This is a genomic window from Actinomycetospora sp. C-140 (assembly GCF_054796175.1).
In genome coordinates this window covers 121,320-136,088 of the sequence record NZ_JBTWNF010000015.1, presented here as the reverse complement: position 1 = coordinate 136,088, position 14,769 = coordinate 121,320, and the positions used below count along the sequence as shown (strand labels likewise).

Annotated in this window: 12 protein-coding genes; 9 read left to right on the top strand and 3 right to left on the bottom strand. The window is 75.7% G+C overall.

Annotated features, from left to right (window positions below; all coding sequences use genetic code 11):
- The first annotated feature begins 73 nt into the window (after positions 1-73).
- The 5 genes from ACR9E3_RS23305 (at position 74) to ACR9E3_RS23285 (ending at position 9,139) form a co-directional block, all read left to right on the top strand.
- On the top strand, positions 74-991 hold the full coding sequence (locus ACR9E3_RS23305; RefSeq protein ID WP_460382975.1) for a hypothetical protein: 918 nt from the start codon (positions 74-76) through the stop codon (positions 989-991).
- A gap of 36 nt (positions 992-1,027) precedes the next feature.
- Positions 1,028-2,188: a glutathionylspermidine synthase family protein gene (locus ACR9E3_RS23300; protein WP_460382974.1), complete on the top strand. Its 1,161-nt coding sequence runs from the start codon at positions 1,028-1,030 to the stop codon at positions 2,186-2,188.
- A gap of 166 nt (positions 2,189-2,354) precedes the next feature.
- Positions 2,355-5,405, top strand: a complete 3,051-nt coding sequence (locus tag ACR9E3_RS23295; RefSeq protein ID WP_460382972.1) for an arabinosyltransferase domain-containing protein — start codon at positions 2,355-2,357, stop codon at positions 5,403-5,405.
- 50 nt (positions 5,406-5,455) lie between these two features.
- Positions 5,456-5,893, top strand: a complete 438-nt coding sequence (locus ACR9E3_RS23290; protein WP_460382971.1) for a DUF350 domain-containing protein — start codon at positions 5,456-5,458, stop codon at positions 5,891-5,893.
- Positions 5,894-6,022: 129 nt separating this feature from the next.
- Entirely contained in the window at positions 6,023-9,139 is a 3,117-nt protein-coding gene (locus ACR9E3_RS23285) for an arabinosyltransferase domain-containing protein (RefSeq protein ID WP_460382970.1), read from the top strand.
- On the opposite strand, the gene ACR9E3_RS23280 is transcribed toward ACR9E3_RS23285, so the two are convergent.
- Positions 9,103-9,735, bottom strand: a complete 633-nt coding sequence (locus tag ACR9E3_RS23280) for an endonuclease (protein ID WP_460382969.1) — start codon at positions 9,733-9,735, stop codon at positions 9,103-9,105. The genes ACR9E3_RS23285 and ACR9E3_RS23280 overlap by 37 nt on opposite strands.
- 41 nt (positions 9,736-9,776) lie before the next feature.
- Between ACR9E3_RS23280 and ACR9E3_RS23275 the strand changes: the two genes are divergently transcribed.
- From ACR9E3_RS23275 to ACR9E3_RS23260, 4 genes are all read left to right on the top strand, one after another.
- Entirely contained in the window at positions 9,777-10,589 is an 813-nt protein-coding gene (locus tag ACR9E3_RS23275; protein WP_460382968.1) for an HAD family hydrolase, read from the top strand.
- Between the two features lie 141 nt (positions 10,590-10,730).
- Entirely contained in the window at positions 10,731-11,342 is a 612-nt protein-coding gene (locus tag ACR9E3_RS23270; protein WP_460382967.1) for a phosphatase PAP2 family protein, read from the top strand.
- Positions 11,339-12,382: a decaprenyl-phosphate phosphoribosyltransferase gene (locus ACR9E3_RS23265; protein ID WP_460382966.1), complete on the top strand. Its 1,044-nt coding sequence runs from the start codon at positions 11,339-11,341 to the stop codon at positions 12,380-12,382. The genes ACR9E3_RS23270 and ACR9E3_RS23265 overlap by 4 nt, the downstream gene beginning before the upstream one ends.
- A gap of 32 nt (positions 12,383-12,414) precedes the next feature.
- Positions 12,415-12,924, top strand: coding sequence for a GtrA family protein (locus ACR9E3_RS23260; RefSeq protein WP_460382965.1), 510 nt, complete (start codon positions 12,415-12,417; stop codon positions 12,922-12,924).
- Positions 12,925-12,977: 53 nt separating this feature from the next.
- Here the strand turns inward: ACR9E3_RS23260 and ACR9E3_RS23255 are convergent, their stop codons facing one another.
- Positions 12,978-13,454, bottom strand: coding sequence for an FHA domain-containing protein (locus ACR9E3_RS23255; protein ID WP_460382964.1), 477 nt, complete (start codon positions 13,452-13,454; stop codon positions 12,978-12,980).
- Positions 13,451-14,764, bottom strand: coding sequence for a PP2C family protein-serine/threonine phosphatase (locus ACR9E3_RS23250; RefSeq protein WP_460383039.1), 1,314 nt, complete (start codon positions 14,762-14,764; stop codon positions 13,451-13,453). Before ACR9E3_RS23250 ends, ACR9E3_RS23255 begins: the two co-directional genes overlap by 4 nt.
- Between the last annotated feature and the right edge of the window lie 5 nt (positions 14,765-14,769).

Here is a 14,769-nt window from a genome sequence, read left to right as displayed (position 1 = left end):
GGGCAGGATCGGCGGTGACCGGCAGGCGCCGGACGGTGTCGTGACGAGCCGGTGACGGTGGGTGGAGGGGACCATGACGGGACGAGACGACGAGCGGTCCGACGCCGAGCGGAGCGGGGACCCCTCGGAGCGTCGCACCGAGAAGGTCGACCTCCCCGGCGCCGACGCCCAGCGGCCGACCGAGAAGGTCGACACCTCCGCGGTGTCCGGCTGGCACCGCTCCGCCGACGAGACCGACGGGTCCGACGCGAGCGGCGACGACACCGCCACGCCCCCCTCCGGCGTCCCCGCGGCCGGCGCCGGTTCCGGCAGCGGCGCGCTCGCGGCCGTCGGCGCGGACGCCGGGTCGGGCTCGGGCGGCGAGGGCGAGCGCGCCCGCGGCCGGGTGCGCTACCAGGACCCGTCCACGACGACGCCCCGCGAACCCACGGTCGCCGAGCAGCGCGCCCGGCGCGAGGCCCAGCGCCGCGAACGCGCGCAGCGCGACGCGGCCGTGGCCGCCGAGGAGCGCAAGAAGAAGATCCGCAAGCGGGTGCTCGTCGGCGGCGGCGTCGCGGTCGGCGTGGTCGCGCTCGTCGCCGTCGTCTACGCGGCCAGCGCGCCCGACGAGGTCGACGCCCAGTGCGTCGACCCGCAGGGCGTCGTCGTGCCCGACGAGAACTGCGGCGGCACGCAGCAGGGCGGCTACTACAACAGCAGCGGCGTCTTCGTCCCGATCTTCATCGGGGGCTTCGGCAACCAGTACCACTACAACTACGGGACCCGGGCTCCCGTGGGGACGGTCGCCTCGGGCGGGTCGACCTCGCCGCCCGCCAGCGGGACCAGCGTGCGCAGCGGCACCTCGGGCAGCTCGCTGGGGTCGACCTCGAGCAGCGGCACCGTCAGCCGCGGTGGCCTCGGGGTGGGCGGCAGCTCGAGCGGCTCCAGCGGGTCGAGCAGCGGGTCGGGGTCGAGCAGCGGCTCGTCGGGCGGCAGCTCCTCGGGCAGCTAGACGAAGGCCCGGCCCCGGTACGGCAGGATCGCGGCTGTGCAGCGTGCGACCGGCAGGCCCCGCCCCGACTGGCAGCAGAAGATCGAGGAACAGGGGCTGGTGTTCGGCACCCCGGCCATGGGGATGAACGGCGCCCGTCCCTACTGGGACGAGTCGGTGCACTACGTCTTCGACATGGCCGAGGTCCTCTCGCTCGAGGCCGACGTCGAGCTGCTGCACTCGATGTGCCTCGAGGCCGTGGACCACGTCGTCACCACCGAGCGGTTCCGCGACTTCGCGCTGCCCGAGTGGAGCTGGGAGGCCGTCGCCGCGTCGTGGCGCCGCGGCGACCCGCACGTCTACGGACGCTTCGACCTGCGCTACGACGGCTCGGGGCCGGCGAAGCTCATGGAGTACAACGCCGACACCCCGACCACGCTGCTCGAGGCGTCGATCTGCCAGTGGTACTGGCTCAAGGACGTTCACCCCGACGACGACCAGTGGAACTCCCTGCACGAGAGGCTGGTCGAGCGCTGGGGCGAGGTCGCGGCCAAGCTGCCCCGCAACGAGGTGCACTTCTGCTGGTCGCAGGCCGACCCGACCGGCGAGGACCACGTGACCGTCGCCTACCTGCAGGAGTGCGCGGCCGAGGCGGGCCTCGACACCGTCGGCCTGGCGATCGAGCAGCTCGGGTGGGACTCCGCGCTCGACCGCTTCGTCGACCTCGAGGAGGCGCCGGTCTCCGTCGTCGACAAGCTCTACCCGTGGGAGTGGGTGCTGGGCGACGACTTCGGCAAGCACGTCGCCCGCAGCATGCCCGAGACGGCGTGGATCGAGCCGCTGTGGAAGACGCTGCTGTCGAACAAGGCGCTGCTCGCGGTGCTGTGGGAGATGTACCCGGGCCACCCGAACCTGCTCCCGGCCTCGCTCGGCGACCCCGGGATGCTCACCGAGTACGTGCGCAAGCCGCTGCTCGGGCGCGAGGGCGCGAACATGAAGGTCGTCGCCCCCGGCTACGAGACCGAGACGGGCGGGGTCTACGGCGAGGAGGGCTACGTCTACCAGCTCTTCGACCCGCTGCCCGAGTTCGACGGCTACCGCCCCGCGCTCGGCGCGTGGATCGTCGGTGACACCTCGGCGGGCCTGGGCATCCGTGAGACCACCGGGCTGATCACCGACAACGGCGCCGCGTTCGTGCCGCACCGCATCCCGGACTAGGTGCCTGCGGCATGTGAGCACTTCGGAGTGCCAGAGCACTCCGAAGTGCTCACGAGCGCGAAGCGCACCACCCCCCCTGCCCGGGCGCGCAGCCCGGACGACCTACCGTGGCCGCCCGTTGTCCGCTCCGGCCGCCGCACCCGCGACCGTGGCCGAGGTGTCCCCGATGGAGGCCCCGCGGCGCTCCGGCGGGGTCGCGATGCTCGTCTGGGCGCTCGTCACGCTGGCGCTCGGGATCGCCGTGCCGCTCGCGCCGGTGACGGCGAAGGACACGACCGTGACCTGGCCCGACCCGGCCGCCGCGCCCGGCACGGCGCACTCCACCACCCTCGCGCTGAGCCCGCCGCGCCCGCTGTCGTTCGCGGCGACGGTGCCCTGCGACGCGCTGCGGGCCGGGGGTGACGTCCTGCGGACGCTGCCCGCCGAGGGCGGCGGCGACGGCGGGCTGACCGTGTCCGCGGGTGGCGGGGCGACGCGCGTCGACATCTCCGGGCGGACGGTGCTCACCGCCCCGACACCGCCGGGCGGCTGCCGCCTCGACCTGGCCGTGGACGCGACGGGCCTGCGGGCCTCGCTCGACGGGCGGCCGCTGCCCCTGCGCTGCGGGGCGTGCGCCGACGTCCCGCCCCCGCAGGTCAGCCGCCTGAGCACGAGCGCCGATGCGACGCCGGGCGCCCCGGCGCCGTCGGTGACGCTGCACACCGACGACCGCTACGCCTCCGGCCCGGGCCCGCTGAAGACGGTCCTGCTGGTCGGCCACCTGCTCGCGCTCGGCGGGCTGCTGGTGACGGTGCACCGGCGCACGACCCGACCACGGGCCCGGCGGCGGCGCGGGCGCTTATGGGAGCGCGTGCGACGGCACGCCTCCGGCGCCGACGCGCTGGTCGCCGCGGTGTCGCTGGGCTGGCTGGTGGTCGCGCCGGTCGACTTCGACGACAGCTGGTACCCGCTGATGGCGCGGGACGCCGGCGAGGCCGGCTACATCGGCAACGCCGTCTACATGTTCAACGTGACGGAGAACCCCTTCGTCGCGTCGCAGTACGTGACCCAGCTGTGGGGGGCGATCGGCGGCTGGGGCCTCGTGTGGCAGCGCTGCCTGCCCCTGCTCTACGGGCTGCTGGCGTGGGCGCTGCTGCGCGCGTTCTTCGTGCTGGTCACGCGGCGCACCGACGTCCGCGCCGCGCGGGTGCCGTGGGCGCTGCTGCTGGCGCACCTGGTGTGGTGGCTGCCGTTCGGGCTCACGCTGCGGCCCGAGCCGCTGATCGTGCTGCTCTCGGTCGTGGTGCTGCTGCTCGTCGAGCTGGCCCGCGACCGCGACGTCCCGATCCTGTACGTCGGCGCCGTGATGGCCGCCGCGCTGGCGGTCGCCTGCTCGCCGACGGGACTGGTGGCCGCGGCCCCGCTGCTGGTGGAGATCCCGCGGGCCTGGCCCCGAACCGTCGCGGCGACCCGCCTCGACCAGGTGGCGGGCGTCGCCGTCGTGCTCGCCGCGGCGAGTGTGGCCGTCCCGGTGGCGTTCGCCGACGCGTCGCTGGGCGACGTCCTCGAGGCCTCGGCGGTGCACGCCTGGTACTACGACACGGTCCCCTGGTACGACGAGCTCGAGCACTACGAGACGCTGCTCGGGCGGGGGAAGACGCCGTGGGCGCAGCGGGCGCCGGTGCTGATCACGCTGGCCACCACCGCGCTGGTGGCCGCCGGCAGCGCCCGCCGCGGCCCCGACGACGACACCCTGCGCCGGGTCCTGCTCCACTCCGCCGCGACCACGGCCGTCGCCTTCCTGCTCGTGGCCGCGAGCCCCACCAAGTGGGTGCTGCACTTCCCGGCGGTCGCGGCGGCGGGCACCGTGATGCTGGCGGTGGCGCTCCTGCGGGGCCCGATGCCGCGCCAGGAGCGCGCGCTCGCCACGACCGGCGGCGTCGCGGTGATCGTCGTCGCCGCGGCGGTGAGCTTCGCCGGGTGGAACGTCTGGCATCCCTTCAACGACCGGGGCCAGCCCTTCGGCAACCACGCCGACAACGACCCGACGCCGCTGAGCGAGACCCTCCTCGCACCGCACCTCGGCCCGGTCTTCCTGCGCAACCCGCTCGTCTGGGTGGCCGTCGCGCTCGCGGCGGCCGGGTGGGCGCACTGGTCGCGCGGGCGGTGGCCCGGACGCCGCCTGCCGCGCCCCCAGCCCGAGCGGGCCGTGCTCACCGCGGTGTGCCTGACGGTCGTCGGCGGCATGATCGGCGTGATGCTGCTGGCGCCGGTGCGCCAGTACCCCGGGTGGACGGTGGCCCTCGGCAACGCCAAGGACATCGCGCAGGGCGCGTGCGGGCTCGAGAGCAACGTGACGGCGCTGCGCCCGACACCGGTCCCGTTCGGCCCGCCCACCGCCCCGGCCCGCACCACCGGCGACTACACCGACGACACCCGGGCCGCCGCACCCCGCGCGGTGCCGGGGCTCGGGCGGATCTGGCACGACGACGGTCCCGGCTCGTCCGGGCGCGGGGGGCTCGTCACCGGCTGGTACCCGATCCCGCCGGGGGCCGGGGCCACCGACGTGCTCGTGCCCCTGCTGGAGTCGGGCGACCCCGACGAGACCGCGTCGGTGGAGTTCGGCCGCGGGACCGGCGTCCTCGGCCGCAAGGACCTCGACGACCTCCCCAACGTCGACGGACGCACCTGGCAGGAACGCCCCGTCTCCCTCCTCGACGCGCCCGCCGGCACCGACGCCGTCCGCGTCGTCGTGACGGCCGGCCCGACCGTGGGCGAGGACCGGCTCGCCGTCGCCGAACCCCGCCTGGTCCGCCCCGAGCCCCTGGCCGGGCTCCTGGGCGGGGCGCCGGCACTGGCCGACCAGAGCTCGTCGAGCCTGTGGCCCTGCGTCGACCAGGTCGCCGTGCACGACGGCATCGCGCCCGCGCCGGCGTTCCGCCTGACCGCGGACGAGGACCTCACCGGCGCGACCATCCAGGCCCAGGACTGGACCGCCCGCGGCGGCGTCTGGCGCCACGACGACCTCAACGCCACCTACGTCAGCCTCGCGACGGCGGTGCGGCCGGGCGGCGTGCCCGCGAAGCCCTGGGGCCGGGTGCAGATGATGGTCCGCGACCTGCCGTCCGACCGGTACGCGGTGACGACGACCGAGCACTCCCGGTCCGGCTGGTGGCGCGGACCGACGCTGGCCCGGGAGGACTACGCGGACGTGGAGTACCAGGGCGCGGTCGGTTGATCGTGGTGGCTAGTCTGGCGCCCCGTTCGTCCGGATGGAGGGCCTGACAGGTGCTCGCTCCCGATTTCTGGCCCACCGTGGGCGTCAACGTCGGCCTCATCGCGGTGTACGCCGTGATCGGGGCGGTGCTGATGTACATCGGCTGGTTCGCCATCGACCTCACGACGCCCGGCGACCTGCGCGGGCTGGTGCGCGAGGGCCGGCCCAACGCCGTGGTGGTGTCGGCGGCGGGGCTGGTGTCGATGGCGCTGATCGTCGTCACCGCCATCTACATCTCCGGCGGCGGCTTCGTGGCCGGCATCCTCAACACCTCGATCTACGGCCTGGTCGGGATCATCGCCCAGGTGCTCGCGGTGCGGGGGCTCGAGGCGGTCGCCCGCCTCGACGTCGACGGGTGCCTGCACGACGACCGCTTCACCGCCGACTCGGCGGTGATCGGGGCGATGCACGTGGCGCTCGGCCTCGTCGTCGCGGTCGCCATCATCTGAGCGGGGGGTCCCGCGCGGACACGCGGCCACCCCGACCTCGTCACGGGGTCCTCACGACCTACTCTGCTCGGCAGTGCACACCCGACCGTCACCACCGTCCGTGACCGCCGGCCGCCCGCGGGGCGCGCGGTGACGACGCTGGTGCGCGCCGACCGGTCGACCTCCCCCCAGGGGGACGGGGGCGACCCCGTCCCCGGCCCGTCCGGGCGCGCGGTGCTCGTGTGGGCGCTCATCACCCTGGTGCTCGGGATCGCCGTCCCGCTGGCGCCGGTGACCGCGCAGGACACCACCGTGACCTGGCCGGACCCGGCCGCCGCAGCCGGTGGCACGGTCTCGACCCAGCTGGCGCTCAACCCGCCCCGGCCGCTCGGGTTCGACGCGACGGTGCCCTGCGCCGCCCTGCGCAGCGGCGGCGACGTCCTGCGCACCCTCCCCGGCGCGGCCACCGGCGGCGGGCTCGTGCTGGCCTCGACCGGGACCTTCGCGACCCTCACGGTGTCCGGCGCGACGGTCGCGGCCGGCCCGGTGCCCGCGGGCGACTGCCGGCTGCGGGTCGTCGCCGACGAGGCCGGGCTGCGGGTCACCCAGGACGGCGCCCCGCTGGCGCTGACCTGCGGGGCGTGCACCGACGTGCTGCCCCCGCTGATCGCCCAGCTCTCCACCAGCACCGACCGCACGCCCGCGGCCGCCGGCCTCGCGGTCTCGGTGCGCACCGACGACCGCTACGCCTCGGGCCCGGGCGCGCTGAAGACGACGCTGATCGTCCTGCACCTCGCCGCGCTCGCCGTGCTCCTGGTCCTCGTGTACCGGCAGGGGCAGTGGCGCCGGGCGCGGGGCTGGCTCGGCCCGCGGGCCTGGCGCGGGCGCGTGCGCCGCCACCTGACGTGGGCGGACGGTGCGGTGGTCGCGCTCTCCGGGAGCTGGGTGCTGCTGGCGCCGATGAACTTCGACGACAGCTGGTACCCGCTGATGGCGCGGGACGCCGGCGAGGCCGGCTACATCGGCAACACCGTCTACATGTTCAACGTCACCGAGAACCCCTTCGTGCTCTCGCAGTACGCGATGCAGGCCTGGGGCGCGATCGGTGGCTTCGGACTGGTCTGGCAGCGCTGCCTGCCCCTGCTCTACGGCCTCGCGACGTGGGCGCTGCTGCGCGCGTTCTTCGTGCTGATCTCCCGGCGCACCGCGGTGCGCCGGGCCTGGGTGCCGTGGGCGCTGCTCACCGCGCACCTGCTGTGGTGGCTGCCGTTCGGGCTCACGCTGCGGCCCGAGCCGCTGATCGTGCTGCTCTCGGTGGTCGTGTTCCTGCTCGTGGAGCTCGGCCGCGACAAGGGCACGCCGATCCTCTACGTCGGCGCGGTGATGGCCGCGGCCCTCGCGATCGCCTGCTCACCGACCGGTGTCGTCGCCGTCGCCCCGCTGCTGGTGGAGATCCCGCGGGCCTGGCCCCACCTGGTCGCGACACCGCGCCGCGACCAGGTCGCCCTGCTGCTCGTGCTCGCCGCGTCCGCCTCGGTCGCGATCCCGGTGGCGTTCGCCGACGCCTCGCTCGGCGACGTCCTCGAGGCCTCGGCGGTGCACGCGTACTACTACGACACCGTCCCCTGGTACGACGAGCTGGTCCACTACCAGACCCTGCTCGGGCCGGGCCGGACGCCGTGGGGGCAGCGCGCGCCGATCCTCATCACCCTCGGGGTGATGCTGCTGGTCGCGGCGGGCAGCGGGCGCGCCGGGCCGGAGGACGACGCCCTGCGCCGGGTGCTGCTCTACGCCGCCGCGACCACGGCGCTCGCGTTCGTCCTCGTCGCGGTGAGCCCGACGAAGTGGGTGCTGCACTTCCCGGCCATCGCCGCGTCGGGCACCGTGCTCATCGCACTCGCGCTGCTGCGCGGCCCGATGCCGCGCCACGACCGCGCCCTGGCCACGGTCGGCGGGGTCGCGGTGATGGTCATCGCGACGTCGGTGACCTACGCGGGCTGGAACCTGTGGCGGCCCTACACCGACCGCGGCCAGTTCTTCGGCAACCACGCCGACCCCTACCCGACGCCGCTGAGCCAGAACCTGCTCGCCCCGCACTTCGGCCCGATCTTCCTGCGCAACCCGCTGGTGTGGATCGGGGTCGCGCTGCTCGCCTCGCTGTGGGCGCACTGGTCGCTCCAGCGCTGGCCGCAGCGCTGGCTGCCCCGACCGGCCCCCGACACCGCCGTGCTGGCCGTGGCGTGCGTCAGCGTCGTCGTCGGCCTGGTCGCGGTCATGGTCCTCGCCCCGCTGCGCCAGTACCCCGGGTGGACGGTGGCGCTGGGCAACACCAAGGACGTCGTGCGGCAGGGCTGCGGGCTCGAGGACAACGTCACCGCGCTGCTGCCGACCGGCGCCCCGCTCGGCGCGCCCACGGGGCCCGCGCGCACGACCGGCGACTTCGTCGACAACAGCGTCGCCCCGACACCCGAGCCGGTCCCGGGGCTGGGGCAGGTGTGGCACGACGCCACCGACGACTCCAGCGGGCGCGGCACGGTGACCTCCGGCTGGTACCCCGTCCCGCCCGGCACCGACGCCACCGACGTCGTCGTCCCGATGCTCGAGACCGGGCCGCCCGACGAGCGGGTGTCGGTCGAGTTCGGCGACGGCGACCCGGCGAACCCCCGCGTCCTCGGACGCACCGGCATCGACTACCTCCCGCACGCCGACGAGCGCACCTGGCAGCAGCGGCCCGTGTCGCTGGTCGACGCGCCCGGCGACCCGAGGTTCGTGCGGATCCAGGTCGACAGCACCGGCGCTCGCGGGTCGGACCGGCTCGCGGTCGCCCAGCCGTTCCTGGCCCGTCCGCAGCCGATCGGCCCGGTGCTCGCCGGCCAGCCGGTGCTGGTCGACCAGATGTCGGCGGTGCTGTGGCCCTGCGTCGACCAGGTCGCCTCGCACGACGGCATCGCGCCGGCCTCGACGGTGCGCATCCACGCCGACGAGGACCTGACCTCGGCGTACTACGGGCTCCAGGACAGCGACTACCGCGCCGGGGTCTGGCGCCTCGACACCGTCGGCGCCACCTACGTCCGGCTCGCGACGTCCGTCGCACCCGGCTCCCAGGCCGCCAAGCCCTGGGGGCGCGTCGACCTCGTCGTCCGCGACCTGCCGGTGGGCCACTACGGGATCACCACGGTGGAGCGCTCGAAGTCGGGGTGGGAGCGCGGTCCGACGCTGGCGCGGCAGGACTACATCGGGGTGGAACCGCAGGGGGCCGTGGGCTGAGCCTGGATCTCCGAGCGCACGAGGGCCGCGGCGAGGCGGGCGACGTCGTCGCCGGACACCTGCTCGGCGAGCTTCCCGGCGTCGCGCGGCAGCCCCAGCGCCTCGGCGCCGTCGAGGGCCCGGGCGTCGAGGTGCGGCCGGAACTCGGGCCACACGGCCTGCACCTCGCGCGTGAAGATGTCGGCGCCCACCGGACCGAGGCGGGGCACCTCGGTGAGGAGCTCGGCGAGGCGCGCCGGGTCGCCGTCGGCCTCGGAGCGCATCCGGCGCAGGTCGCCGCGCCAGCGGTCCGCGACGAGGGCGGCGCCGTCCTGGAGCGCGTCGGTGGTCTGTTCCTTGCTGAGGAACTTCGCCCGGGTCAGTGCGCCGAGGACCTCGTCGCGCGGCGCGTCGCGCACCTTCTGCGGCGTCCCGAGCCCGGAGTCGACGAGCTCGCGGCAGGCGCGGGTGCCCAGCTTGGCCTGCACGCGGCTGGAGAGCAGGACGCTCAGCACGAGCAGGCGGTAGAGCGGGGCGGGCTCGTCGGAGAGCCTGATGCCGGCCTCGTCGGCGAAGGTCCGGCCCGCGTCGTCGAGCAGCGCGTCGATCGTCGTCATCACCGGCGGTTACCCGTCGCGCCGGGTCATAGTCTCGAGGGGTGCAGAGGCCGCGGCTGGTCGCCACCGACGTCGACGGGACGCTGCTCGGCGCCGACGAGGAGGTCTCGCCGCGCACCCGGGCGGTCGTCGCGCGGATGGTGGACGCCGGCGTGCCGCTGGTGCTGGCCACGGGCCGCCCGCCGCGCTGGATCCCGCGGATCTGCGACGCCCTGGGCGTGGCGCCGCTGACCGTCGCCGCGAACGGCGCGGTGCTCTACGACGCCGCCGCCGACCGGGTGCTCGCGGCCGAGACGCTGGACCTCGCGGCGCTCGCCGAGGTCGTCGACGGGTTGCGCGCCGCGATCCCCGGCTGCGGCCTCGCCGTGGAACGCGTCGGCGACGGCGCGTTCGACCGCCGCGAGGAGCAGTTCGTGTCCGAGGCCGCCTACGTGCACGCGTGGCCGCACCCCGACCACCGCCGCGTGGCGCCGGGCGACCTGCTCGCCGAGCCCGTCACCAAGGTGCTGGTCCGCCACCCGACCCGCGCCAGCGAGGACATGGCCCGCGCGGCCCGCCCGGCCGTCGGTCACCTCGTCGACGTCACGTACTCGGCGGGCGGCGGGCTGCTCGAGTGCGCCCGGCGCGGGGTCACCAAGGCGACGGGTCTGGCGCGCGCCGCCGCGCACCACGGAGCCGGCGCCGACGGGGTCGTCGCCTTCGGGGACATGCCCAACGACCTGGCCATGCTGCGGTGGGCCGGGCACGGCGTCGCCGTCGCGAACGCCCACGCCGATGTGCTCTGCGTCGCGGACGAGGTCGCCGCGAGCAACCTCGACGACGGTGTGGCGTCCGTCCTCGAGAGGTGGTTCTGACCCCCGCGCGGCGGGGATCTCCACGGATCCGCGTCGACCGCCGCACGGCGTGGCGCACTGGACCACTGCAGGGCCGTTGTCAAGGCCCGCGTAGCATCCGACGCCGGACAGGACGTCCTCGCGAGCTGGAGGGACCACCACGTGCTCGATCGTGCCGAGGGCCCCGGCGATACCGCCGGGCCCGCCCGGGGCGAGGTCGCCGTCCTGCGGGCCGTCCAGCACGGCATCGGTTCCCCGACCGTCGTCGGGGCCGCCCGCGCGATGTCGTTCTTCGGGGAGCACGCCGCCGGGTGGATCGCCCTCGGCGCCCTCGGGGCCGCGCTCGACGCGCCGCGCCGCCGCCAGTGGGCCACCGCCGTCGGCGGCGTCGTCGCCGCGCACGGGGCCTCGATCGTCGTCAAGCGCGTGGTGCGCCGCCGCCGGCCCCACGACCCCGGGGTCGCCGTCCACGTCGGCACGCCCAGCCGCCTGAGCTTCCCCTCGTCGCACGCCTCGTCCACCACCGCCGCCGCCGTGCTCTACGGCGGCCTGGTCGGCGGTGCCGCCCCTCGTCTCGATGGTCGAGCTCCGCTGCGCTCCGTCTCCCGAGGCGGCGCGGCGCTCCTCGTGCCCGGCATGGCGCTCTCGCGCCTGGTCCTGGGCGTCCACTACCCGACCGACGTGCTGGCGGGCTCGGTGCTCGGGACGGCGTGCGCCCTCGGCGCGCGCCGTGCCGTGCGCCGGGGCTCGATCGGCCGCTGGAGGACCGCATGACCAGCGTGAACTCGCCCAGCTCCGCCCAGGAGCACGAGGACGCCGACCGCCCCTCGACGGCCGTCGAGAAGCCGGAGCCCGCGGCGACGGACGACACCGACGCCGCCGCGACGGCCTCGCGCCGGCCCCGCCCGCTCGCCGTGCCGCTGGGCCTGCTCCAGGCCATGCGCCCGCGCCAGTGGGTGAAGAACGTCCTGGTGCTCGCCGCGCCGTTCGCGGCGGGCAAGCTGCTCGACCTCCAGGTGCTGCCGTACGTGGGGCTCGCCTTCGTCGCGTTCTCCCTCGCCGCCTCCGGCGTCTACCTGATCAACGACACCAAGGACGTCGAGGCCGACCGGGCGCACCCGAAGAAGCGCTACCGGCCGATCGCGGCGGGCATCGTGCCGCCGACGCTCGCGGTGATCACGGGCATCGTCCTGTTCGCCGCCGCGCTCGGGGTGAGCCTGCTCGCCGACCCCGACCTGCTGATCGTCACCGCGATCTACATCGCCGTGCAGCTGGCGTACTGCCTGTGGCTCAAGCACGAGCCGGTCATCGACATCTGCATCGTCTCGTCGGGCTTCCTCATGCGGGCGATCGCCGGCGGTGCCGCCGCCGGGCTGTACCTCTCGCCGTGGTTCCTGCTGACGATGGCGTTCGGCTCGCTGTTCATGGCCTCGGGCAAGCGGTACGCCGAGATGCGCCTCTCGGAGCGCACCGGGGCGAAGATCCGCAAGTCGCTCGAGCGGTACTCGGCGTCGTACCTGCGGTTCGTGTGGTCGCTCTCGGCCACGGTCGTGATCATGGCCTACGGGCTCTGGGCGTTCGGCATCGGCGTGACGCGGATGCCCGGCGGCGCGCCCACCCCGCCGTCGACCTGGGCGATCGTCTCGATCGTCCCCTTCGTCATCGCGGTGCTGCGCTACGCGGTCGACGTCGACGGCGGCAACGGCGGCGAGCCCGAGGAGATCGTCCTCGGCGACCGGGTGCTCCAGGTGCTCGGCGTGGTCTGGGTCGTGCTCATGGGGCTCGCGGTCTACACGGCGACGGTCCCGGCCTGACCCGGTCGGCCGTCTCGCGCGAACACCCCGGCATGACCGTCCCGGCTCCTCCCCGCGCCCGACCGCTGCGCGCGCTCCTCGCGGGACTCGTGCGCTACGGACTGGTCGGGCTGGCCAACGCCGCCACCTACTACGGCACCTACCTGCTGGCCCTCCCGCACGCGAGCTACCTCGTCGCGCACGCCGTCGGGCTCGGCGTCGCGATGGTGGTGTCGTTCCTGCTGAACTGCCGGTTCACGTTCCACGTGCGGCCCACCTGGACGCGGTTCCTGCTCTACCCGGCCTCGCAGGTGGTGAACATCCTCGCCACGACGGTCGGGGTCGTCGGGCTCGTGCACCTCGGGGTGGACGAGCGTCTCGCCCCGCTCGTGGCGGCGGCGCTCGCGCTGCCCGTGAGCTTCCTCGCCGCCCGCTTCCTCATCACGCGGGCGCTCGCGTCGCCGACCGACGTCGGCGACGCGCCGCGCGCGACGACCGGCCCCGTCCCCCTGATGGACGCCGTGACCCGGCCGCTGCCGCTGCCCGGTGCCTTCGGCAAGTGAGCAGTTCGGAGTGCCCCAGCACTCCGAACTGCTCACATGCGCCGCAGGCGCACCTACCGGCGTTCGACGGTCAGCGTGGTCCAGGCGCCGACGTGGATCCGGTCGCCCGACCGCAGCGGCACCGGGGTGTCGGGGGTCAGCGGGTCCTCGGCGTAGTTGAGCGTCGTCCCGTTGGTCGACCCCGCGTCGATGACGACCCACCGGTCGCGGGGCAGGGCCAGCAGCACGGCGTGCAGGTGGGAGACACCCGGGTCGCGCGGCGGGCCGCTGAGGTCGATCTCGGGCACGTCCGTGCCCGTCGGGTCGCCGGTCCGCCCCACGCGGACCTCCTCGCCGCACAGCGTGACCTCGCGCGGGGCGAGAGCGCTGGGGAAGTCCTCGGGCGTGACCGTCGCCTGCTCGTCCGCGACCCGCCGGGCCCGGACCTGGTCGTGGTAGTCGCGGTCGGCCGCGATCGTCACGACCCAGGAGCCGCGCGGCCCGCTGGTGCTCTCGGCGGTGCTCTCGTCGCCGGTCGCCTGGTCGCTCACCGGTCGACCACTCCCTCCCCGTCGAGCGGGATGGGGCCGGTGCGCTCGTCGGGCCCGCGGGCGTCGACCGCCACGGAGGGCCGCCCGGCGGCGTCGGCGGGCGGGACCACCGGGACGAGCGCGAGCGTGGCGTTGTCGTGGCCGCCGTCGTCGAGCGCCGCGGCCAGCAGTGCCGTCGCCGCCGCGAGCACGACGTGGGCGCCCTCGGAGGGCGGGTCGTCGTCGGCGGCGGTGATGTCCGCGGCGATGTCGACCCCGGTGCCGACCGCGACACCCGGCCCGCCGCCGTTCCCGGACAGCGCGGGCGCGGCGAGACGGGCGAGGACCTCCGGGTCGGGCAGGTGGTTCCACAGCCCGTCGCTGCACAGCAGCAGCAGGCCCGGCACGCCGAGACGGACCCGCCGCGCATGCGCCGGGCCGCCCGGGGCGTCGCGGCCCAGCCAGCGTGTCAGGACGTGGGCACGGCGGTCACGGGACGCCTCCTCCCGCGACATGATCCCGGCGGCCGCGATCTCCTCCGCCCACGAGTCGTCGGTGCTCAGCAGGCGCGACGAGCCGTCGCCGGCCAGCCAGTAGGCACGGCTGTCGCCCACCCAGGAGACCACCGCGTCGCCGCCGCGCACGACGGCCGCGACGTACGTGCACGCCGGGCTGTCCCCGCCCCCGCGGCCCAGGTCGGCCGCCGCGGTGGCCGCCGCCGCCGAGGCCGCCGTGGCCAGCGCGTCGAGCTCGCCGCCGACCCCGGTGCCGGCCCGGCCCTGACCCGCTGCGCCCGCGTCCCGCGCGTGGCCGGCCTCGGCCGGCACCACCGGGATCGGGCCGGTGTCGTGGGTGGCCGACACCACCGGGAAGCCGGTCGGCGGCGTCGCCGGGGCCGCGGCCGTCTCCAGCGCCGCGCCCACGGCCGCGCCGACCGCGGCGAGCGAGGCCTCGTCGCCGCGACGCGCGGACGCGACCCCGTCGCACACGACGGCGACCCACGTCTCGACGCGGTGCTCGCCGTCGCCCTCGACCCGTCGGCCGAGCTCCATCGCGTCCTCGTTGCGTCGCCGGCGCAGCCCGCGGTCGGTGACGGCCGCCGCGTCGCCCAGGGTCAGCTCGACGTGGTCGCGCAGCGCGGGGCGGTGCGTCCCACAGGTCGCGCACGCGCCGTCCGGGGCCGGAGGCGCCTCGTCGCCGCAGTGCGGGCAGGGCGGGGCGACGCCCTCGGCGAGGTCGGCGCGCAGGTCGGTGCGCTCGACCACGGGCGTGCCCCCGGTGTCGCCGGCGGTCCTGCTCCCGGCCCCGGGCGTCGGGGAGGTCCCGGCCATCTCCG